This is a genomic window from Pseudodesulfovibrio sp. 7M6 (assembly GCF_050058625.1).
Classification (GTDB): domain Bacteria; phylum Desulfobacterota; class Desulfovibrionia; order Desulfovibrionales; family Desulfovibrionaceae; genus Pseudodesulfovibrio; species Pseudodesulfovibrio salinus.
Genome location: NZ_CP188816.1, coordinates 1,094,012 through 1,113,168 on the forward strand (window position 1 = coordinate 1,094,012; position 19,157 = coordinate 1,113,168).

Here is a 19,157-nt window from a genome sequence, read left to right on the forward strand (position 1 = left end):
AAGGCTCGGCCGGGCATCAGATAACTTTAGACGATAGGGGATATCCATGACGTTGGACGATCTGTTCACACTCCGTGGAGCGCCGAATCAGGCGGCTCAGGGCCGTAACCTGAAGGCCATCCAGATATCCATTGCTTCCCCCGAGACCATTCGTGAATGGTCCTACGGCGAAGTTAAAAAACCGGAAACCATCAACTACCGGACCTTCAAGCCCGAACGTGACGGCCTTTTCTGCGCCAAGATCTTCGGCCCCGTGAAGGACTATGAGTGCAACTGCGGCAAGTACAAGCGCATGAAGCACCGCGGCATTGTCTGCGAGAAGTGCGGCGTTGAAGTCATCGCTTCCAAAGTACGCCGTGAGCGCATGGGCCACATCGAACTGGCCGCGCCCGTTGCCCACATTTGGTTTCTGAAAACTCTGCCTTCCAAGATCGGTACGCTGCTCGACATCACCATGGCCGATCTGGAGAAGGTGCTGTACTTTGATTCCTTCATTGTCCTTGATCCGGGCGAAACGCCGCTCAAGATGCACCAGGTCATCAGTGAGGACCAGTACTTCCAGGTCATCGACCATTTCGGCGAAGATGCGCTGAAAGTTGGCATGGGCGCCGAAACCGTCCGCACCATGCTGGAAGCTCTGGACCTGCCCACGCTGCGCGTTGAACTGCGTGAGGAGTCCGAGTCCACCCGGTCTCAGACTAAGAAGAAGAAAATCACCAAGCGCCTGAAGATCGTCGAGGCCTTCCTCGAGTCCGGCAACAAGCCCGAGTGGATGATCATGGAAGTAATTCCCATCATTCCGCCCGAGCTGCGTCCGCTGGTGCCCCTGGATGGCGGCCGTTTCGCCACCTCCGACCTCAACGATCTGTACCGCCGCGTCATCAACCGTAACAACCGGTTGAAACGGCTGCTCGAACTCGGCGCTCCCGAGATCATCATCCGCAACGAAAAGCGTATGTTGCAGGAAGCCGTTGACGCTCTGTTCGACAACGGCCGCCGCGGCCGGGCCATCACCGGTACCAACGGTCGTCCCCTCAAGTCGCTTTCCGACATGATCAAGGGTAAGCAGGGCCGCTTCCGCCAGAACCTTCTGGGTAAGCGTGTCGACTACTCCGGCCGTTCGGTTATTACCGTTGGTCCGAAGCTGAAACTGCACCAGTGCGGCCTGCCCAAGAAGATGGCGCTTGAGCTTTTCAAGCCCTTCATCTACGCCGAATTGGAAAAGCGTGAGATAGCCACCACCATCAAGTCGGCCAAAAAGATGGTCGAACGCGAAGATCTGGTGGTCTGGGATATCCTCGAGGACGTTGTCCGCGAGTACCCGATCATGCTCAACCGTGCGCCGACCCTGCACCGTCTCGGCATTCAGGCCTTTGAGCCGCTGCTGGTCGAAGGCAAGGCCCTTCAGCTGCACCCGCTCGTCTGCTCCGCCTACAACGCGGACTTTGACGGCGATCAGATGGCTGTCCACGTACCGCTGTCCGTCGAGGCGCAGATTGAGTGCCGCGTGCTCATGATGTCCACCAACAACATTCTGAGCCCGTCCAACGGTTCGCCGATCATCAACCCGTCCCAGGATATCGTTCTGGGCCTGTACTATCTGACCACGCCGCGCTCCTTCGAGCAGGGCGAGGGCATGATCTTCTCCTGCCCGGAGGAAGTCATCGCAGCCTACGACCACGGTGCGGTCGGCCTGCACGCCCGTATCAAGGTGCGTTTGAACGGCCAGCTGATCGAGACCATTACGGGACGTGTCATCGTCAGCGAGCTGCTGCCGCCCCAGGTTCCCTTCGATATGGTCAACCTGGTGCTCAACAAGAAAAACATCGCCGCTCTCGTTGCGGGTACGTACCGTTTGGCCGGGACCAAGGCCTCGGTCATCCTGTGCGACCGCATCAAGGACCTGGGCTACGAATATGCTACCCGCGCCGGTGTGACCATCGGCGTCAAGGACCTCAAGATTCCCGACAATAAACCGGCTCTGCTGGAAGCCGCCCATAATGAGGTGGAGGAAATCGAGGTCCAGTTCCAGGATGGTATTATCACCCGTACTGAGAAGTACAACAAGGTGGTCGACGTCTGGACCAAGGTTACCAACGACATCTCCAACGAGATGATCCAGGAGATGAGCACGGATATCCTCGTGGACCCGAAGACCGGTGCCACCGAGGTCAACTCCAGCTTCAACCCCATCTATATGATGGCCACCTCCGGCGCTCGAGGCAACCAGGACCAGATGCGTCAGCTCGCCGGTATGCGCGGTCTGATGGCCAAGCCTTCCGGTGAAATCATCGAGACGCCCATCACGGCTTCGTTCCGTGAAGGCCTCTCGGTTCTGCAGTACTTCATCTCCACCCACGGTGCTCGTAAGGGCCTCGCGGATACGGCACTGAAGACCGCAAACTCCGGTTACCTGACCCGTCGTCTTGTCGACGTTGTCCAGGACGTGACCATCACCGAGATGGACTGCGGCACGGTTGACGGTCTCGAACTCGCCCACCTGATCAAGGGCGGTGAGATCAAGGAACGTCTGGCCGAGCGGGTCAAGGGCCGTGTCACCATGTTCGATGTCTTCGACGAGGACAGCGGTGAGCTCATCATCCCGGCGAACACGCTTATTGATGAAAATTACGCCAAGAAGCTCGATGCTTCCGGCGTCAACTCCATGACCATTCGTTCCGGTCTGACCTGCAAGGCCAAGCACGGCATCTGCGCCAAGTGCTACGGCCGCGACCTGGCTCGGGGCCATCTGGTGAACGTTGGTGAGACGGTCGGCATCATCGCCGCCCAGTCCATCGGCGAGCCCGGCACCCAGCTGACCATGCGTACCTTCCACATCGGTGGTACCGCATCCAAGGAGATCGAATCGTCCTCCATTGAGTCGCAGCATAACGGCCGCGTGGTCACCTCTCGTATGCGTACCGTCGTCAACTCCGAGGGCCACAAGATGGTGCTCGGCAAGAGCTGCCAGGTCGGCATCGTTGACGAGCAGGGCCGTGAGCGTGAGAAGTATGTCCTGCCTTCCGGTGCCCGTCTGCTCGTGGACGATGGACAGGAAGTCAAGAAGGGCATGGCCCTGGCTGAGTGGGATCCCTATATGGAACCCTTCATCGTCGATGCCTCCGGTACCATCCAGTTCAAGGACATCATCGAAGGCAAGACCGTGCAGGAAGACCGCACCTCCAAGGCGTCGGTCACCATCATGGAATACCGTACGACGAACTATCGTCCGTCCGTTGCTCTGACTAATGACAACGGATCACCGGTCAAGCGGCCGGGCACCGATATCGATGCCCACTTCGCCATGCCGGTGGGTGCCATTCTGATGGTCAAGGACGGCGACAAGGTCAAGGCGGGCGACGTCATCGCACGTAAGCCTCGTGAATCTTCCAAGACCAAGGACATCGTCGGTGGTTTGCCGCGCGTTGCCGAGCTCTTCGAGGTTCGCAAGCCCAAGGATCTGGCCGTTATCTCCTCCATCGACGGTATCGTTACCTTTGGTTCAGAAACCAAGGGCAAGCGGAAGGTCGTCGTCACTCCCGAGGTGGGAGAAGCCAAGGAATTCCTGATTCCCAAGGGCAAGCACATCACTGTTCAGGAGGCCGATTTCGTGGAGGCAGGCGATCTGCTGACCGAAGGTTCCCCCGAACTGCATGATATCCTGAGAGTGAAGGGCGAGAAATATCTGGCTCGTTACCTCGTCGAGGAAATCCAGGACGTGTACCGGTTCCAGGGCGTTAACATCAACGACAAGCACATTGAGATCATCGTGCGTCAGATGTTGCGTAAGGTTTCCATTCTTGAGCCCGGCTCCACCACCTTCCTCATTGGGGAGCAGGTGGACAAGCAGAGGTTCATGGATGAGAATGCCAGGGTGAATGCCGAGGGCGGAACCCCCGCTATCGCCGAAACCCTGGTTCTGGGTATTACCCAGGCCTCCCTGTCCACGGATTCCTTCATCTCGGCGGCTTCCTTTCAGGAAACCACCAAGGTGCTTACCGAGGCTGCGATGCGCGGCAAGTCCGATTCGCTCCACGGCCTTAAAGAAAACGTTATTGTCGGCCGGTTGGTTCCCGCCGGTACCGGTTTCCGCAAGTACACGGACTCCGATATCATCGTGCCCGACCAGCAGGAAAAGCCGGACAAATTCCTCGAGGAGCTGGAAGAAAATCCGCTCCTGGTTGAGATGGACCGGTAAGAATTATAACGTATGTGTTAACATGTTGATAAAACAGGAGAGGGCGCTCCCTCTCCTGTTTTTTTGAGTCCGGAAGGGACCGAATACTGAAAAAGTTGCGAGTGTGCCACTTGACAAGACTCGGACTTTGAGAGTATTTGCGGTCCTCTTTGCGCGAGATTTCTCGCGACGGTAATGTATTAACTATCGATTGGAGGATGAATGCCCACCATTAACCAGTTGATCCGTAGCGGCCGTAAAGCCACGGCTAAACGGAAGAAGACCCCGGCCCTGATGGAATGCCCTCAGCGCCGTGGTGTTTGCACCAGGGTGTACACCACGACCCCTAAGAAGCCGAACTCCGCGCTTCGTAAGGTCGCCCGTGTTCGCCTTACCAACAGCATGGAAGTCACTGCCTACATCGGCGGCGAAGGCCATAACCTGCAGGAACACTCCGTGGTTCTGATCCGTGGCGGTCGTGTAAAAGACCTTCCCGGTGTCCGTTACCACATCGTGCGCGGCTCCCTTGACACCTCCGGTGTCGATGATCGTCGTCGCGGTCGTTCCAAGTACGGCACCAAACGCCCGAAATAAGGTTATAGCATTTTCGTAACGCCCGGGGTGGGATGACAAAGTAGGGCGGAGGCTGCCCGAAATAATGTCCCCCCGGCCGAAACTCAAGGAGAAAAAAATGCCTCGTAAAGGTCCTGTCACCAAGAGACAGATCCTGCCGGATCCTGTATACGGCAGCAAGCTCATCACTCGCTTCATCAACCGTCTTATGATCGACGGCAAGAAAAGCGTTGCTGAAAATATTTTCTACAAGGCCATCGACAACCTTGCCCAGAAAACCAACGAAGAGCCCCTGCGCGCCTTCGAGAAGTGCCTGGAAAATGTTCGTCCCGCCCTGGAAGTCAAGTCCCGCCGCGTCGGTGGTGCCACCTACCAGGTGCCGATGGAAGTCCGTCCTGACCGTCAGACCGCTCTGGCCATCCGCTGGATGATCACCTACGCCCGCGGTCGTGGCGAGAAGGGGATGGTTGCCCGCCTTTCCGGCGAGTTGCTGGACGCTTTCAACAACCGCGGTGGCGCTGTTAAAAAGCGCGAAGACACCCACAAGATGGCCGAAGCCAACAAGGCTTTCGCCCACTACCGCTGGTAGAGTTGGAGTAGTACAGTGCCTAGAAAGGTTCCCAGAGATAAACAGCGCAATATTGGTATTATGGCCCACATTGATGCGGGCAAAACTACTACCACCGAGCGCATTCTGTTCTACACCGGTGTTTCCCACAAGATCGGTGAGGTTCATGACGGCGAAGCCACCATGGACTGGATGGTTCAGGAGCAGGAGCGCGGCATCACCATTACTTCCGCCGCCACCACCTGCTTTTGGAAGGAACATCGTATCAACATCATTGATACGCCCGGCCACGTTGACTTCACCATGGAAGTTGAGCGTGCTCTGCGCGTTCTGGATGGCGCTGTCGCCGTGTTCGACTCCGTTGCCGGTGTCGAGCCCCAGTCCGAGACTGTGTGGCGACAGGCCGATCGTTACCATGTTCCCAGAATCGCCTTTGTAAACAAGATGGACCGTATCGGCGCAGACTTTTTCCGTTGCGTCGATATGATGAAGACCCGCCTTGGTGCCAAGGCCGTCCCCGTGCAGCTCCCCATCGGAGCCGAGGACGACTTCCAGGGTGTTGTCGACCTCATCGAAGGCAAGGCCTACATCTATGATCACCTGGATCATGGCGCCAGCTTCTCTACTGTTGATATTCCTGCCGAGCTGCAGGATCAATACGAGGAGATGCGCTCCGAGTTGATCGAAGCCGTTGCCGAGGAAGACGAGACCCTGCTCGAAAGGTACATGGCTGACGAGCCTCTGACTCCCGAAGAACTGATCGAGGGTGTCCGTAAGGCTACCGTCAAGTTGGCTATTTGCCCGGTCCTGTGCGGTACCGCATTCCGCAACAAGGGTGTACAGCCCCTGCTGGATGCCGTTGTCAACTACCTGCCTTCCCCGCTGGACATCCCGGCCATGAAGGGTGTGGATCCGAGCTCCGGCGACGAGATCGTCTGCCCCTGTGAAGATGACAAACCCATGGCGGCCCTGGCCTTCAAGCTGGCCACCGACCCGTTTGTCGGTCACCTGACCTTCCTGCGTCTCTACTCCGGTTGCATTGAAACCGGCGCCACCTTTGTCAACGCGACGACGGGTAAGAAAGAGCGCATCGGTCGACTGTTGAAGATGCACGCCAACAAGCGTGAAGAAATAAAAGAGGCTTATGCCGGTGACATCGTCGCCGCTGTCGGCCTCAAGAATGTGGCCACCGGCGATACCCTGTGCGATGTCAAGCAGGTCGTTGCCCTGGAGTCCCTGGACATCCCGGAACCCGTCATCGAAGTGGCCATTGAACCCAAGACCAAGGCCGACCGCGACCAGTTGTCCCAGGCCCTTGCCAAGCTCGCGAAAGAGGATCCCTCTTTCCGTGTCAAGGGTGACGACGAGACTGCGCAGACCCTGATCGCCGGAATGGGCGAGTTGCACCTGGAAATCATCGTTGACCGCCTGCTGCGCGAGTTCAACGTGAACGCAAATGTGGGCGCACCCCGCGTTGCGTACAGGGAGACCATTTCCGCGACGAGCAAGGTTGACATGAAACATGCCAAGCAGTCGGGTGGTCGTGGCCAGTATGGTCATGTTGTGATCGAGGTCGAACCCAATCCCGAGAAGGGCTATGAGTTCGCCGACGAGATCAAGGGCGGCGTGATTCCCAAGGAATACATTCCCGCCGTTGACAAGGGCATTCAGGATGCCATGAAGAACGGTATCATCGCCGGTTTCCCGGTTGTTGATGTGAAGGTCAAGCTGGTTTTCGGTTCGTACCACGAAGTCGACTCCAGCGAGCAGGCCTTCTACATTGCCGGTTCCATGGCTATTAAGGAAGCCTGCAGGCAGGCCAAGCCGGTACTGCTCGAACCGATCATGGCGGTTGAAGTCGTGACTCCCGAGGACTACCTCGGCGATGTCATGGGCGACCTCAACGGACGCCGTGGTCGTGTTGGTGAGATGGAAGCCCGTCCGGGCGTCCAGGTTGTTCGCTCCTATGTGCCGCTGTCCGAGATGTTCGGATACGCCACGGATCTTCGTTCGAAGACCCAGGGCCGTGCAACCTTCACCATGCAGTTCGACCATTACGAGAAAGTGCCGAACAATTTGGCCGAAGAATTAATGGCAAAGAAAGATTAACGTCGATCCGGGATTTTCCCTTTGCTTGACATGCAGGCGGTCGGGGAGGTAAACAACCCGACCGCTGTATGAATGCATGTTCGTCTTTTGCGGACGAGTAAAGATAAATCCTTTGAGGAGAAAGCACTATGGCTGCTTCGATGGCGAGCGATCGCATCCGAATCAAACTGAAAGCATACGACTACCGTATTCTTGACAAGGCAGTGACCGAAATAGTCGACACTGCCCGGAATACCGGTGCGGCTATTGCCGGTCCCGTGCCGCTGCCCACCGACATCCACCGGACCACCATCCAGAAGTCCGTTCATGTTGACAAAAAGTCCCGTGAACAGTTCGAGATGCGTATCCACAAGCGTCTTTTGGACATTCTTGAACCCACTCAGCAGACCGTTGATGCCTTGGGCAAGCTTTCGCTGCCCGCCGGCGTAGACGTCGAGATCAAGCTCTAGGAGTTGTAGTTATGGCTAAGACTCTTGGTATTCTCGGACGGAAGCTGGGGATGACCCGCATCTTCCAGGATGACGGTACGGTGTGTCCTGTTACGGTGATCGAGGCTGGGCCCTGCCCGGTCATGCAGATCAAGACGCAGGACAAGGAAGGCTACAACGCTTTGCAGCTCGGTTATGAAACCATTGCCGAACGCAAAGTGAACAAGCCTATGAAAGGCCACATGGCCAAAGCTGGCAAGGATCTGTACCGCCATCTCAAAGAGTTCCCTCTTGAGATTGTGGAAGGATACGAGCTGGGTCAGGAAATCACTGTGGATATCTTTGCCTCCGGCGACATGGTCAAAGTGACCGGTACGTCCAAGGGTAAAGGTTTTCAGGGTGTCATGAAGCGTCACAATTTCCGTGGCGCTGGGGCGTCTCACGGTGCCGAGAAGATTCATCGCGTTCCCGGTTCCGTCGGTAATGCCACCTATCCCGGCAGAGTCTGGAAGGGCAAAAAAATGCCCGGCCAGATGGGTAACGCCCGTGTGACCGTGTCCAACGTGGAAATTCTCGATGTCAGGCCTGAGGACAACGTCCTGCTGGTCAAGGGCCAGATTCCTGGTCCGACCAACGGCCTCGTCATGATCCGCAAGAACGGTTAAGCGAGGTACATATCATGGCAAAAATTCAAGTTGTCGATCAGAATAACGCGAAAGTGGGCGACATCGAACTGGCCCCCGAGGTCTTCGAGGTTGAAGTCCGTCCCGAGATTCTCAATCTTGTGGTTCGGTCCCAGCGCGCTGCTGCCCGTCAGGGCACTCACGCCACCAAGACCCGCGGCATGAAGTCCGGCGGTGGCCGTAAGCCTTGGCGCCAGAAGGGCACGGGCCGCGCCCGCGCCGGTTCCAACCGTTCGCCCCTGTGGCGTGGTGGTGCCATCCTTTTTGGACCCCAGCCGCGTGACTACGGTTTCAAGGTAAACAAGAAGGTCCGCAAGCTGGCCCTTCAGATGGCCCTGTCTTCCCGCGTCTCCGAGGAGAAGCTGACGGTGGTCAAGGGTATTGATCTGGCTGAGGTTAAAACCAAGGCGTTCGCCGATGTGGCGGGCAAGCTGGGTATGACCAAGGCGCTGATCGTGGCCAAGGACGCAGACGAAAAGCTGCTGCTCTCGGCCCGTAACATGCCCCATATCAAGGTCATTGAAGCTGATAAGCTGAATGTTTACGACGTGCTGCTGTATCCCGAACTGGTAATGTTCGAGGCCGCCGCCCAAGACGTTCAAGAGAGGTTGAAGTAATGGATTACTCCAAAGTTCTGCTCAAGCCCGTTGTCTCCGAGAAGGCCAACGAGGCCAAGGAGAAGGCCAATCACGTCTCTTTTTACGTCCACCCCGATACCAACAAGATCGAGGTGAAGAAGGCTGTGGAAGCCGCCTTTGACGTCAAAGTCGAGTCCGTGAACATCACTCGTCAGAAAGCCATGCCGCGCAAGCGCATGGGCCGTCTCACCGGTGGCCGTGTCGCCGGATACAAGAAGGCCTACGTCAAGCTTGCCGAAGGCGATAAGATCGAAATCTTCGAAGGAGTGTAAGCAATGGCTACCCGTAAGTTGAAGCCTACTTCTCCGGGCCGCCGGTTCCAGACGATCTCGGATTTTGCCGAGATTACCCGGACCACCTCCGAGAAGTCGCTGACCAAAGGCCTGACCAAGAAGGCCGGTCGCAATAATAATGGTCGTGTTACCTCCCGTCGCCGTGGCGGCGGTCACAAGACGCTGTACCGCATCGTCGATTTCAAGCGCAACAAGCTCGGCGTTCCCGCCAAGGTTGCCGAGATCGAGTACGATCCGAACCGCAGCGCCCGCATCGCCCTTCTGCACTATGCCGACGGCGAGAAGCGTTACATCCTGGCTCCTGTGGGCCTGAACCAGGGCGACTCCGTCCTGTCCGGCGAGGGTGCCGACATCAAGCCGGGCAATGCCCTGAAGCTGATGGACATCCCCACTGGTACCGTGGTTCACAACATTGAGCTGCGTCCCGGTAACGGCGGTCAGTTCTGCCGTTCCGCCGGAACCTACGCCCAGCTGATCGCCAAGGAAGGCAAGTACGCCCTGCTGCGTATGCCCTCCGGCGAAGTGCGCAAGGTCCTCGCGTCCTGCTGCGCCACCATCGGCCAGGTTGGAAACATTCAGCATGAAAATATCAAGCTCGGCAAGGCTGGCCGTAATCGCTGGCTGGGTCGTCGCCCGAAGGTACGTGGTGTTGCAATGAACCCCATCGATCACCCGCTTGGTGGTGGTGAGGGTCGCAGCTCCGGTGGTCGCCACCCGGTTTCTCCGTGGGGCACTCCCGCCAAGGGCTACAAGACCCGCAACAAGAAGAAAGCTTCTTCGAAGCTCATCGTCAAACGCCGCGGCCAGAAGTAGGAGTATAATCGATGCCTCGCTCGCTCAAAAAGGGACCGTTCCTGGACGGTCACCTCATAAAGAAAGTCGAAGTGGCCTCCGCCAATCAGGACCGTCGTGTCATCAAGACATGGTCCCGCCGTTCCACGATCATCCCCGAGATGGTCGGCCTGACCTTTGCCGTGCACAATGGCCGCAAGTTCATCCCGGTGTTCGTCACCGAGAACATGGTCGGTCACAAGCTCGGTGAGTTCTCGCCCACCCGTACCTACTTCGGCCACGTTGCCGACAAGAAGAAGTAGGGGAGGTAAGTCATGGAAAAAGGAATGAAGGCAGTCGCCAAGTTCATTCGCGTCTCGCCCCGCAAGACGCGTGTCGTCGCCGAGAACATCAAGGGCAAGGGAGTTGAGGATGCTCTGAACATCCTCAAGTTCACCCAGCAGAAGCCCGCCGAGATTCTCAGCAAGGTCCTGTACTCTGCCATTTCCAACGCGGAACGGCAGCCGGGAGTGGATGTTGATGCCCTGATCATCGATCAGGTCATGGTCAACGAAGGTCCCACCTGGAAGCGGATTCAGCCGCGTGCCATGGGCCGCGCCTACCGCATCCGCAAGAGGACCAGCCACATCACCATCATCCTGAAGGAACAATAGTATGGGACAGAAAGTACATCCTTACGGTTTTCGTCTGGGGTATAATAAGAACTGGCTGTCCCGCTGGTACAGCCAGAAGGAATATCCCGCGTTCGTGCTGCAGGACGACAAGATCCGCAAGTACGTTAAGAAAAAACTGTACCAGGCCGGCATTGCCCGTCTCGAAATCGAGCGGGCTGGCGGCAAGATCCGTCTGATCATCCACACCGCGCGTCCGGGCATTGTCATCGGCCGCAAAGGTGTAGAGATAGAAAAGCTGCGTGAGGATTTGCGCAGCAAGTTTCAAACCGAGTTCACCATTGAGGTCAACGAGATTCGTCGGCCTGAGGTCGAGGCTCAGCTCGTAGCTGAGAGCATCGCCCAGCAGCTCGAACGCCGCATTGCCTTCCGCCGTGCCATGAAGCGCACGGTGGGCCTTGCCAGGAAATTCGGCGCAGAGGGTATCAAAGTTGCTTGCGCGGGCCGGCTTGCCGGTGCCGAAATCGCTCGCGGCGAGTGGTACCGTGACGGTCGTGTGCCTCTTCACACGCTCCGTGCCGACATTGACTACGGTTTTGCCGAGGCGAATACCACCTACGGCGTGATCGGTGTCAAAGTCTGGATCTTCAAGGGTGAGATTCTGGACAAAGAGGTAGAACAGTAATGCTTGCTCCAAAAAGAGTTAAATTCAGAAAGCGGCAGAAAGGCCGCTTGAGAGGCAAGGCCCAACGGGGTAACAGCGTGTCCTTCGGCGATATCGGCCTGAAGGCACTGGAGCACGGAAAGATCACCAGCCAGCAGATTGAGTCCGCTCGTGTCGCCATCATGCGTCACATCAAGCGTGGCGGTAAGGTCTGGATTCGAGTCTTCCCTGATTTCCCCGTCACTTCCAAGCCCGCCGAAGTTCGTATGGGTAAGGGTAAAGGCGCTCCCGAAGGTTGGGTTGCGCCGGTGAAACCGGGCCGGATCATGTACGAAGTGAAAGGCGTGGACATCGAGCTCGCCAAGGAAGCCCTGAAGCGCGCTTCCTACAAACTTCCCATCAAGACGGTTATCGTCGTGAAGGAGGGTCTGTAAGATGGCCACTAACAAAGAACTTCGTGAACTGGACGACGTCAAGTTGGGTGAAAAGCTGGAAGAGATCCGCAAGGAACTTTTCGGCCTTCGCTTTAAGCACGCAACCGCGCAGCTTGAGAACACCCGTGAGCTTGGCATCGCCAAAAAGACCATCGCCCGTATCCTGACTATTCAGCAGGAACGACAGGGAGCGTAGAAATGGCTGAGTTCAAATACCAAGGAAACCGGCGCATGCTCACCGGCCTGGTCGTCTCCGATAAGGCAGACAAGACCATTGTCGTGCGTGTCGAGACGCTGGTTAAGCATCCGCTGCTGAAGAAGTACATCCGCCGCCGCAAAAAGTTCATGGCCCATGATCCGGCTAATGATTGTGGTGTTGGCGATAAGGTGCAGATCGTCGAGTCTCGTCCTATGTCCAAGCGTAAGCGCTGGCATTTGGTCCAGATTCTCGAGAAGGCCGTTTAGGGATTAAGGAGGACATACCATGATTCAGGTTGAATCCAATCTCGACGTGGCCGACAACTCTGGAGCCAAGAAGGTCCAGTGCATCAAGGTGCTTGGTGGTTCCAAGCGCCGTTACGCCAGCGTCGGCGATATCATCGTCGTATCCGTCAAGGAAGCCATGCCCCATTCCAAGGTGAAGAAGGGCTCGGTAATGAAGGCGGTGGTCGTTCGTACCAAGAAGGAACTCGGTCGTCCCGATGGCTCCTTCATTCGGTTCGACAACAATTCCGCTGTGCTGCTCGCATCCAACGGTGAGCCCGTGGGAACCCGTATTTTCGGTCCCGTGGCCCGTGAACTGCGCGCTGCCGGCTTCATGAAGATCGTTTCCCTCGCTCCCGAGGTCCTGTAAGAGGATATAAGAATGAAGACCAAGATCCGTAAAGACGACAAAGTCATGGTCATCGCCGGGAAGGACAAGGGAAAGGTCGGTAAAGTGCTGAAGATTCTCCCCAAGCAGAACAAGGTTCTGGTTGAGAAGGTGAATATGGTTCAGCGCCATACCAAAGCCAATCCCTACGCCCAGCAGCCTGGCGGGATTATCGAGAAGGAAGCCCCGATCCATGTATCCAATGTGGCCGTCGTGTGCGATGCGTGCACAAAGCCCACGCGGGTCGGGTACAAGAAGACTGAAGACGGGAAGAAAGTTCGCTTCTGCAAGAAGTGCAACGAGATCTTCAAGTAAGGTTATCAGTATGACACGTCTCGAACAAGTATACACCGAGAAGGTGGTCCCCGAGCTTCAGAAGGAGTTCGGCTACAGTTCCCCCATGGAGATTCCCCAACTGGTGAAGATCTCCCTGAACATCGGTCTCGGCGCAGCTACGCAGAACAGCAAGCTCGTCGACGCCGCCGTTAAGGAATTGACCGCCATTGCCGGCCAGAAGGCCGTTGTTACCAAGGCTAAGAAGTCCATTGCGCAGTTCAAACTGCGTGAGGGCATGCCCATCGGCGCCCGCGTTACCCTGCGTGGCGATATCATGTGGGACTTCTATGATAAGCTCGTGAGCTTCGCCTTGCCCCGTGTCCGCGACTTCCGCGGCATTCCCGACCGTGGTTTTGACGGCCGTGGCAACTTCACGCTGGGCATCAAGGAGCACACCATATTCCCGGAACTCGAAATCGATCAGGTCGAGTTGGTCAAGGGTATGAACGTCACCGTGGGCACCACGGCCAAGACTGACAAGGAAGGCAAGATGTTGCTTGACCTCCTTGGCATGCCCTTTAAAAAGTAGGAGGACGGAAAGTGGCCAAAACAAGCATTCGCGTTAAGGCTCGCCGCACACCCAAGTTCAAGGTTCGCGCCTACAATCGTTGCCCGATTTGTGGCCGTCCTCGTGCTTTTCTGAGGCGCTACGGCATTTGCCGTATTTGCTTCCGCAACAAGGCTCTCGCCGGTGAGTTGCCCGGCGTCCGCAAGGCGAGCTGGTAATCAAGGAGAAAATGAAATGGCTGTTGTTGATCCTGTAGCCGACATGTTGACCCGCATCCGGAATGCGTACGGCGCCTACCATAATGAGGTTGCCGTGCCCGTTTCCAAAGTGAAGGCGTCCATTGCGGGTATCCTGAAGGAAGAAGGTTATATCGCCGACTACGCTGTCGAGGACAGGGACATCAGTATTACCCTCAAGTACACTGACGGCAAACCGCTGGTTACTGGCCTGAAAAAGGTCAGCAAGCCCGGTCGCCGTGTGTACGTTGGTGCTTCTGATATCCCCCGTGTGCAGAACGGAATCGGTATTTGTATCGTGTCCACCTCCAAGGGGCTGCTCGAAGGCGCCAAGGCCAAAGAGGCCAACGTCGGTGGCGAGCTGCTTTGCGAAATCTGGTAGAGGGGGTTCCAAAATGTCTCGTATAGGAAAGAAACCCGTCGACATCCCTTCCGGTGTCGAGGTGACGGTCGGAGCCTCTGAAATTCAGGTCAAGGGTCCCAAGGGATCCATGACCACCCCGGTTCACGAATCGATTGCATATGCTGTCGAGGGCAACCAGGTTATCGTTACTCGTGTTGATGATTCCCGCATCTCCGCTGCGCAGCATGGCCTGCGCCGGACCCTGCTTTCCAACTGCGTTGAGGGCGTGTCCAAGGGCTACGCCAAGGCGCTGGAAATCAACGGTGTCGGTTACAAGGTGTCCGTGCAGGGCAAGAAGATCATTCTCAACGTCGGATTTTCTCATCCGGTCGAATTTGATCTGCCAGCCGGCATTGAAGCCAAGGTCGAAGGCAGCAAGCTGACTCTCGAAGGTATCGATAAGCAGCTTGTTGGCGAAGTTGCGGCACAAATCCGCCGCGTGCGTCCGCCGGAACCCTACAAGGGCAAGGGCATTAAGTACGCCGATGAAACCATCCGCCGCAAGGCCGGCAAATCCGGCAAGTAGGGGTAAAGCCATGAAAAGCAAAAATGAGCAACGGCTTCTCCGCAAGCCGCGTATCAGAAAAAAGATCTCCGGTACCGAATCCCGGCCCCGCCTGGTCGTCTTCCGCTCCAACCTGCATGTTTATGCTCAGTTGGTGGATGATGTGAACGGCGTGACTTTGGCTTCCTCCAGCACCCAGGTGCTGGCCCTGAAAGCCAACAAGGATTCCGCCGCCCAGGTTGGCAAGGATATTGCCGCCCGAGCACTGGAGAAGCAGATTGAAACCGTGGTCTTTGACCGCAACGGCTATATCTATCACGGCAAGGTCAAAGCTCTTGCCGACGGTGCCCGCGAAGCCGGGTTGAAATTCTAGGTAGCTGGGATATGACAATGGAACAAAATGACAGTGGACTGATCGAAAAAATCGTCTACCTCAATCGAGTCGCCAAGGTCGTCAAGGGCGGCCGCCGTTTCAGCTTCAGCTGCCTGGTGGTCGTTGGCGATGGCGAAGGTATGGTCGGGTATGGTCTCGGTAAGGCCAATGAGGTCCCCGAGGCTATACGCAAGGCCTCCGAGCGCGCCAAGAAAGACATGATCCGCGTGCCCCTGCTGGACGGTACCCTGCCTTACGAGGTCCTGGGCCGTTTCGGCGCCGGTCGCGTGCTCCTCAAGCCCGCATCCCGTGGTACCGGCATCATCGCCGGTGGCCCGGTGCGTGCCATCATGGAAGCCGTCGGCGTAAATGACATTCTGACCAAGGCAATCGGCACCAACAATCCGCACAACGTGCTGCGTGCCGCTATTGCCGGTCTCGAATCCCTGCGTAGTGCCGAGGATGTCTCCTCCCTGCGCGGTGTCCCGGTTTCCACGCCGAGAAAGTAAAGGAGACTGACCGTGTTGAAAATAAAACAGATCAAGAGCAAGATCGCGTGCCAGCCGAACCAGATCAAGGTTCTGGAGGCCCTCGGTTTGCGCAAGATCAACCAGGTCAAGGAGCACGAGGATAACCCCGTCATCCGCGGCATGATCTACAAGGTGCGTCACCTGGTGGAGGTAACCGAGTCATGAGACTGCATGAACTGTATGCATTCCCGGAAGAATATAAGAACCGCAAACGCATAGGGCGTGGCTCCGGCTCCGGTACCGGCAAGACTGCCGGCAAGGGTCACAAGGGTCAGAATGCCCGTGCCGGCGGCGGTGTCCGTCCCGGCTTCGAGGGCGGCCAGATGACTCTGGCTCGCCGTCTGCCCAAGCACGGCTTCAAAAATCCCTTCCGGGTCGAATACGAAGCTGTCAATGTTGGCCGTTTGCTGGCCCTCTTTGATGGTAAGGACGAGATCAGCCTGACCGATATGTACGAACGCGGCGTCGTGAAGACCGGCGCTGCCGTCAAAGTGCTCGGTACCGGTGAAGTCGACAAGGCCGTGACCATTGAAGCTCATCGCTTCAGTGCCTCCGCTGCCGATAAGATTGCCAAGGCCGGCGGTACCGCCAAGGCCATTGAAGGCTAACACAAGAGTACATCGGAAGGGTTGTTATCGTGGCGATGTCAGGAGTTGAGAATCTTGCCCGATTGCCAGAGCTGAAAAAGAAACTGCTCTGGACGTTCGCACTGCTTGCTGTCTACCGGATGGGCATCCATATCCCTATTCCAGGCGTCGACAGTGCCGCCCTGGCGGAGTTCTTCGCCCAGGCGCAGAACACGCTGTTCGGGATCTTCGATATGTTCTCGGGTGGTGGACTGAAAAACATGTCCATCTTTGCTCTGGGAATCATGCCCTACATCTCTTCGTCCATCATTCTTCAGTTGCTGACCGTCGTGTCGCCTGAACTGAAGAAGTTACAGAGCGAAGAAGGTGAAGCGGGGCGTAAGAAGATTACGCAGTATACCCGGTACGGAACCGTGCTGATCACCGTTATCCAGGGCTTCGCCATTGCGACTGGCCTGGAGAGCGCAGCCAGTCCCACCGGAGCTCCCATGGTCGTGATGCCCGGCATCGGTTTCAAGCTGATGACCGTGCTCACGCTTACCGCAGGGACCGTGTTCCTTATGTGGCTGGGCGAGCAGATGACCGAAAAAGGTATCGGCAACGGTATCTCAATGATTATCTACGCCGGTATCATTGCCGGTCTTCCCACGGCGGTTATGAACACCGTCCGTTTGATGACTGTCGGTGAAATCAGCCTGTTCATCCTGTTGCTGCTGCTCGTGCTCATGGCCGCCATACTGGCCATGATCGTCTTCATGGAGCGAGGGCAGCGCAGGATTCCGATCCACTATGCCAAACGTCAGATGGGGCGGCGCATGTTCGGCGGGCAGACTACGCATCTGCCTTTGAAGATCAACACCGCAGGTGTTATTCCGCCTATCTTCGCCTCTTCCATTCTGATGTTCCCGGCAACGGTTGCTCAGTTCTCTAACGTGGACTGGCTCAAGTCGATCTCCGGATTCCTGAGCCCGACCTCGATAGTTTATAACATCCTGTACATCGCCATCATCATATTCTTCTGCTACTTCTACACTGCGATCATGTTTGATCCCAAGGGAATTGCGGAGAATATCCAGAAGCAGGGTGGATTTGTCCCGGGCATTCGCCCGGGTGCCCGCACCAAGGAGTACATCGACAAGGTGCTGGCCCGAATCACCCTCTGGGGCGCTTTCTATGTTTCATTCGTGTGTGTCGTTCCTATGGTCCTTATCAGCAATTTCGGTGTGCCGTTCTATTTCGGCGGCACGTCCCTGCTGATCGTGGTCGGTGTGGCCATGGACTTTATGGGGCAGATCGAATCCTACATGATTTCGCGTCAGTATGAAGGATTGATGGGTAAAGCAGGGAAGGGTAGGTAGGTTGCCTTGAAGAAATTCAGGGGAGTCTTCCTTAAGAATGACAATGAGATTGGCCTCATGCGTGAGGCCAATCATATTGTTTCTCTTATCCTCGACGAACTGGGGGAGGCCGTGAAACCCGGCGTTTCCACAATGACCTTCGAGGATATATGTCGGGCCCGGTGCGATGAGCATGGAGTCCGCCCAGCTTTTTTGGGATACCAGGGCTTTCCGTTTGCCCTGTGTTGTTCCGTGAATGAGGAAATTGTACACGGATTTCCTTCCAAGGAGCGCATCCTCAAGGAAGGCGATATCGTCAGTTTTGATATGGGCGTCGTGTACGAAGGTTTTTATGGCGATTCCGCCCGCACCTTTGGTGTGGGAAAAGTTTCGCCAGATGCGCAGAAACTCATGGATGTTACCCGTGAGTCTCTATATATAGGTATCGAGCAGGCCGTACCCGGCAACAACCTCTATGACATTTCCGCGGCAATCCAGTCATATGTTGAAGGGTTCGGTTTCGGTATAGTCCGTCGCTTTGTCGGGCATGGGATCGGCAGTCATTTGCATGAAAAGCCAGAGATCCCGAACTTCGTTCCCAAGGGCATGTCCGGTGTTCCTCTCAAGGCCGGAATGGTGCTAGCCATTGAGCCGATGGTCACGCTTGGAACCTACGAAGTTGAAATGCTTGCCGACAGGTGGACCGCTGTAACTAAAGACAGGAAACTGTCCGCTCATTTTGAGCATACCATAGCGGTTACACATGATGGGCCTCGGATATTGAGTTTGTCCGAATAATTCCGTTGGAAATATTTGGCTTGCTTATTGTCCTAAAACGCTGTATAAAACGCAGCTTCGTTTAAAAGGCCACCCCCACAAGGGGGCGTGTCCATTACTGTTATTTAGCAATCTGGAGTTGGTCATGAAAGTCAGACCTTCTGTTAAGAAAATGTGTTCCAAGTGCAAAGTCATCCGGCGCAACGGCGTTCTTCGCGTAATCTGCGAGAACCCCCGCCACAAGCAGCGTCAAGGATAAAGGGTTAGAACTATGGCACGTATAGCTGGTGTAGACCTGCCGAGGAATAAGCGCATGGATATTGCGCTGACCTATATTTACGGCATCGGCCGGACCATGGCCATGAAGATTCTTACGGATACCAATATCGATTGGCAGACCAACAGCGACGACCTGTCTGCTGAGGATGTCAACGCTATCCGTAACGAACTTGAAGACAATTACAAGGTCGAGGGTGATCTCCGTCGCGATATCACCACGAACATCAAGCGGCTGATGGATATTGGCTGCTATCGTGGTCTGCGGCATCGTCGCGGACTGCCTGTTCGCGGCCAGAAATCCAAGACTAATGCTCGCACTCGTAAGGGACCCCGCCGTTCCGTTATGAGCCGCAAGAAGAAGTAGTCTTCCTGCATGTGAGTTACGCGCGGTCCCTTATCCGGGGGCATGTCGCGTTTATACGACATTTATTCAACGGAGATCAAC

29 protein-coding genes are annotated in these 19,157 nt (G+C 56.3%); all 29 read left to right on the top strand.

From position 1 onward, the window contains the following. Positions 1 to 46: 46 nt before the first annotated feature. The 29 genes from rpoC (at position 47) to rpsM (ending at position 19,076) form a co-directional block, all read left to right on the top strand. On the top strand, positions 47 to 4,198 hold the full coding sequence (gene rpoC, locus ACI0FG_RS05140; protein ID WP_419787481.1) for a DNA-directed RNA polymerase subunit beta': 4,152 nt from the start codon (positions 47 to 49) through the stop codon (positions 4,196 to 4,198). A gap of 201 nt (positions 4,199 to 4,399) precedes the next feature. Beyond that, a complete protein-coding gene (rpsL, locus tag ACI0FG_RS05145) occupies positions 4,400 to 4,771 on the top strand; it encodes a 30S ribosomal protein S12 (protein ID WP_419787482.1) in 372 nt (123 codons plus the stop codon). Between the two features lie 97 nt (positions 4,772 to 4,868). Next, positions 4,869 to 5,339 (top strand): 30S ribosomal protein S7, encoded by a 471-nt coding sequence (rpsG, locus tag ACI0FG_RS05150; RefSeq protein WP_419787483.1) that lies wholly within the window; start codon positions 4,869 to 4,871, stop codon positions 5,337 to 5,339. 15 nt (positions 5,340 to 5,354) lie between these two features. Beyond that, positions 5,355 to 7,427: an elongation factor G gene (gene fusA, locus ACI0FG_RS05155; RefSeq protein ID WP_419787484.1), complete on the top strand. Its 2,073-nt coding sequence runs from the start codon at positions 5,355 to 5,357 to the stop codon at positions 7,425 to 7,427. A gap of 128 nt (positions 7,428 to 7,555) precedes the next feature. Then, positions 7,556 to 7,876, top strand: a complete 321-nt coding sequence (gene rpsJ / locus ACI0FG_RS05160; protein ID WP_319472015.1) for a 30S ribosomal protein S10 — start codon at positions 7,556 to 7,558, stop codon at positions 7,874 to 7,876. Positions 7,877 to 7,887: 11 nt separating this feature from the next. Continuing rightward, positions 7,888 to 8,520 (top strand): 50S ribosomal protein L3, encoded by a 633-nt coding sequence (gene rplC, locus ACI0FG_RS05165; protein ID WP_419787485.1) that lies wholly within the window; start codon positions 7,888 to 7,890, stop codon positions 8,518 to 8,520. A gap of 14 nt (positions 8,521 to 8,534) precedes the next feature. After that, the gene (gene rplD / locus ACI0FG_RS05170; protein WP_419787486.1) at positions 8,535 to 9,155 is read left to right on the top strand and encodes a 50S ribosomal protein L4; all 621 of its coding nucleotides are present in this window, start codon (positions 8,535 to 8,537) and stop codon (positions 9,153 to 9,155) included. Next, a complete protein-coding gene (rplW, locus tag ACI0FG_RS05175; RefSeq protein ID WP_419787487.1) occupies positions 9,155 to 9,448 on the top strand; it encodes a 50S ribosomal protein L23 in 294 nt (97 codons plus the stop codon). The genes rplD and rplW overlap by 1 nt, the downstream gene beginning before the upstream one ends. A 3-nt stretch (positions 9,449 to 9,451) precedes the next feature. Continuing rightward, entirely contained in the window at positions 9,452 to 10,282 is an 831-nt protein-coding gene (gene rplB, locus ACI0FG_RS05180) for a 50S ribosomal protein L2 (protein WP_419787488.1), read from the top strand. An 11-nt stretch (positions 10,283 to 10,293) separates the two neighbouring features. Then, the gene (gene rpsS, locus ACI0FG_RS05185) at positions 10,294 to 10,563 is read left to right on the top strand and encodes a 30S ribosomal protein S19 (RefSeq protein WP_419787489.1); all 270 of its coding nucleotides are present in this window, start codon (positions 10,294 to 10,296) and stop codon (positions 10,561 to 10,563) included. Between the two features lie 12 nt (positions 10,564 to 10,575). Then, the gene (gene rplV, locus ACI0FG_RS05190) at positions 10,576 to 10,914 is read left to right on the top strand and encodes a 50S ribosomal protein L22 (protein ID WP_419787490.1); all 339 of its coding nucleotides are present in this window, start codon (positions 10,576 to 10,578) and stop codon (positions 10,912 to 10,914) included. A 1-nt stretch (position 10,915) separates the two neighbouring features. Then, positions 10,916 to 11,557 (top strand): 30S ribosomal protein S3, encoded by a 642-nt coding sequence (rpsC, locus tag ACI0FG_RS05195; RefSeq protein WP_419787491.1) that lies wholly within the window; start codon positions 10,916 to 10,918, stop codon positions 11,555 to 11,557. Continuing rightward, on the top strand, positions 11,557 to 11,970 hold the full coding sequence (rplP, locus tag ACI0FG_RS05200) for a 50S ribosomal protein L16 (RefSeq protein ID WP_419787492.1): 414 nt from the start codon (positions 11,557 to 11,559) through the stop codon (positions 11,968 to 11,970). The genes rpsC and rplP overlap by 1 nt, the downstream gene beginning before the upstream one ends. A gap of 1 nt (position 11,971) precedes the next feature. Next, the gene (gene rpmC / locus ACI0FG_RS05205) at positions 11,972 to 12,166 is read left to right on the top strand and encodes a 50S ribosomal protein L29 (RefSeq protein WP_419787493.1); all 195 of its coding nucleotides are present in this window, start codon (positions 11,972 to 11,974) and stop codon (positions 12,164 to 12,166) included. A gap of 2 nt (positions 12,167 to 12,168) precedes the next feature. Next, on the top strand, positions 12,169 to 12,435 hold the full coding sequence (gene rpsQ, locus ACI0FG_RS05210; RefSeq protein ID WP_419787494.1) for a 30S ribosomal protein S17: 267 nt from the start codon (positions 12,169 to 12,171) through the stop codon (positions 12,433 to 12,435). Positions 12,436 to 12,454: 19 nt separating this feature from the next. Next, entirely contained in the window at positions 12,455 to 12,823 is a 369-nt protein-coding gene (gene rplN / locus ACI0FG_RS05215) for a 50S ribosomal protein L14 (RefSeq protein WP_419787495.1), read from the top strand. A gap of 12 nt (positions 12,824 to 12,835) precedes the next feature. After that, complete coding sequence (gene rplX, locus ACI0FG_RS05220; protein ID WP_419787496.1) at positions 12,836 to 13,156, top strand: 50S ribosomal protein L24; 321 nt, start codon at positions 12,836 to 12,838, stop codon at positions 13,154 to 13,156. 10 nt (positions 13,157 to 13,166) lie between these two features. Then, the gene (rplE, locus tag ACI0FG_RS05225; RefSeq protein WP_419787497.1) at positions 13,167 to 13,706 is read left to right on the top strand and encodes a 50S ribosomal protein L5; all 540 of its coding nucleotides are present in this window, start codon (positions 13,167 to 13,169) and stop codon (positions 13,704 to 13,706) included. 11 nt (positions 13,707 to 13,717) lie between these two features. Continuing rightward, positions 13,718 to 13,903, top strand: coding sequence for a type Z 30S ribosomal protein S14 (locus ACI0FG_RS05230; protein ID WP_015416585.1), 186 nt, complete (start codon positions 13,718 to 13,720; stop codon positions 13,901 to 13,903). A gap of 16 nt (positions 13,904 to 13,919) precedes the next feature. After that, a complete protein-coding gene (gene rpsH / locus ACI0FG_RS05235; protein ID WP_419787498.1) occupies positions 13,920 to 14,303 on the top strand; it encodes a 30S ribosomal protein S8 in 384 nt (127 codons plus the stop codon). Between the two features lie 13 nt (positions 14,304 to 14,316). Continuing rightward, positions 14,317 to 14,850, top strand: coding sequence for a 50S ribosomal protein L6 (gene rplF / locus ACI0FG_RS05240; protein ID WP_419787499.1), 534 nt, complete (start codon positions 14,317 to 14,319; stop codon positions 14,848 to 14,850). A gap of 10 nt (positions 14,851 to 14,860) precedes the next feature. Beyond that, entirely contained in the window at positions 14,861 to 15,202 is a 342-nt protein-coding gene (gene rplR, locus ACI0FG_RS05245) for a 50S ribosomal protein L18 (RefSeq protein ID WP_419787500.1), read from the top strand. Positions 15,203 to 15,219: 17 nt separating this feature from the next. Then, positions 15,220 to 15,711, top strand: coding sequence for a 30S ribosomal protein S5 (rpsE, locus tag ACI0FG_RS05250; protein WP_419787501.1), 492 nt, complete (start codon positions 15,220 to 15,222; stop codon positions 15,709 to 15,711). Between the two features lie 12 nt (positions 15,712 to 15,723). Next, positions 15,724 to 15,897 (top strand): 50S ribosomal protein L30, encoded by a 174-nt coding sequence (gene rpmD, locus ACI0FG_RS05255; RefSeq protein ID WP_419787502.1) that lies wholly within the window; start codon positions 15,724 to 15,726, stop codon positions 15,895 to 15,897. Continuing rightward, on the top strand, positions 15,894 to 16,340 hold the full coding sequence (gene rplO, locus ACI0FG_RS05260; RefSeq protein WP_419787503.1) for a 50S ribosomal protein L15: 447 nt from the start codon (positions 15,894 to 15,896) through the stop codon (positions 16,338 to 16,340). Before rpmD ends, rplO begins: the two co-directional genes overlap by 4 nt. A gap of 29 nt (positions 16,341 to 16,369) precedes the next feature. Then, positions 16,370 to 17,677: a preprotein translocase subunit SecY gene (secY, locus tag ACI0FG_RS05265; RefSeq protein WP_419787504.1), complete on the top strand. Its 1,308-nt coding sequence runs from the start codon at positions 16,370 to 16,372 to the stop codon at positions 17,675 to 17,677. Positions 17,678 to 17,683: 6 nt separating this feature from the next. Beyond that, positions 17,684 to 18,454, top strand: a complete 771-nt coding sequence (gene map / locus ACI0FG_RS05270; RefSeq protein ID WP_419787505.1) for a type I methionyl aminopeptidase — start codon at positions 17,684 to 17,686, stop codon at positions 18,452 to 18,454. A gap of 124 nt (positions 18,455 to 18,578) precedes the next feature. After that, positions 18,579 to 18,692: a 50S ribosomal protein L36 gene (gene rpmJ / locus ACI0FG_RS05275; protein WP_014324049.1), complete on the top strand. Its 114-nt coding sequence runs from the start codon at positions 18,579 to 18,581 to the stop codon at positions 18,690 to 18,692. 12 nt (positions 18,693 to 18,704) lie between these two features. After that, a complete protein-coding gene (gene rpsM, locus ACI0FG_RS05280; RefSeq protein WP_419787506.1) occupies positions 18,705 to 19,076 on the top strand; it encodes a 30S ribosomal protein S13 in 372 nt (123 codons plus the stop codon). Positions 19,077 to 19,157 lie beyond the last annotated feature (81 nt).

Coding starts and splice junctions, on each gene's coding strand:
- rpoC (WP_419787481.1), top strand. CDS start 47: ATGACGTTGGACGATCTGTTCACACTCCGTGGAGCGCCGAATCAGGCG.
- rpsL (WP_419787482.1), top strand. CDS start 4,400: ATGCCCACCATTAACCAGTTGATCCGTAGCGGCCGTAAAGCCACGGCT.
- rpsG (WP_419787483.1), top strand. CDS start 4,869: ATGCCTCGTAAAGGTCCTGTCACCAAGAGACAGATCCTGCCGGATCCT.
- rpsJ (WP_319472015.1), top strand. CDS start 7,556: ATGGCTGCTTCGATGGCGAGCGATCGCATCCGAATCAAACTGAAAGCA.
- rplC (WP_419787485.1), top strand. CDS start 7,888: ATGGCTAAGACTCTTGGTATTCTCGGACGGAAGCTGGGGATGACCCGC.
- rplD (WP_419787486.1), top strand. CDS start 8,535: ATGGCAAAAATTCAAGTTGTCGATCAGAATAACGCGAAAGTGGGCGAC.
- rplW (WP_419787487.1), top strand. CDS start 9,155: ATGGATTACTCCAAAGTTCTGCTCAAGCCCGTTGTCTCCGAGAAGGCC.
- rplB (WP_419787488.1), top strand. CDS start 9,452: ATGGCTACCCGTAAGTTGAAGCCTACTTCTCCGGGCCGCCGGTTCCAG.
- rpsS (WP_419787489.1), top strand. CDS start 10,294: ATGCCTCGCTCGCTCAAAAAGGGACCGTTCCTGGACGGTCACCTCATA.
- rplV (WP_419787490.1), top strand. CDS start 10,576: ATGGAAAAAGGAATGAAGGCAGTCGCCAAGTTCATTCGCGTCTCGCCC.
- rpsC (WP_419787491.1), top strand. CDS start 10,916: ATGGGACAGAAAGTACATCCTTACGGTTTTCGTCTGGGGTATAATAAG.
- rplP (WP_419787492.1), top strand. CDS start 11,557: ATGCTTGCTCCAAAAAGAGTTAAATTCAGAAAGCGGCAGAAAGGCCGC.
- rpmC (WP_419787493.1), top strand. CDS start 11,972: ATGGCCACTAACAAAGAACTTCGTGAACTGGACGACGTCAAGTTGGGT.
- rpsQ (WP_419787494.1), top strand. CDS start 12,169: ATGGCTGAGTTCAAATACCAAGGAAACCGGCGCATGCTCACCGGCCTG.
- rplN (WP_419787495.1), top strand. CDS start 12,455: ATGATTCAGGTTGAATCCAATCTCGACGTGGCCGACAACTCTGGAGCC.
- rplX (WP_419787496.1), top strand. CDS start 12,836: ATGAAGACCAAGATCCGTAAAGACGACAAAGTCATGGTCATCGCCGGG.
- rplE (WP_419787497.1), top strand. CDS start 13,167: ATGACACGTCTCGAACAAGTATACACCGAGAAGGTGGTCCCCGAGCTT.
- rpsH (WP_419787498.1), top strand. CDS start 13,920: ATGGCTGTTGTTGATCCTGTAGCCGACATGTTGACCCGCATCCGGAAT.
- rplF (WP_419787499.1), top strand. CDS start 14,317: ATGTCTCGTATAGGAAAGAAACCCGTCGACATCCCTTCCGGTGTCGAG.
- rplR (WP_419787500.1), top strand. CDS start 14,861: ATGAAAAGCAAAAATGAGCAACGGCTTCTCCGCAAGCCGCGTATCAGA.
- rpsE (WP_419787501.1), top strand. CDS start 15,220: ATGGAACAAAATGACAGTGGACTGATCGAAAAAATCGTCTACCTCAAT.
- rplO (WP_419787503.1), top strand. CDS start 15,894: ATGAGACTGCATGAACTGTATGCATTCCCGGAAGAATATAAGAACCGC.
- rpmJ (WP_014324049.1), top strand. CDS start 18,579: ATGAAAGTCAGACCTTCTGTTAAGAAAATGTGTTCCAAGTGCAAAGTC.
- rpsM (WP_419787506.1), top strand. CDS start 18,705: ATGGCACGTATAGCTGGTGTAGACCTGCCGAGGAATAAGCGCATGGAT.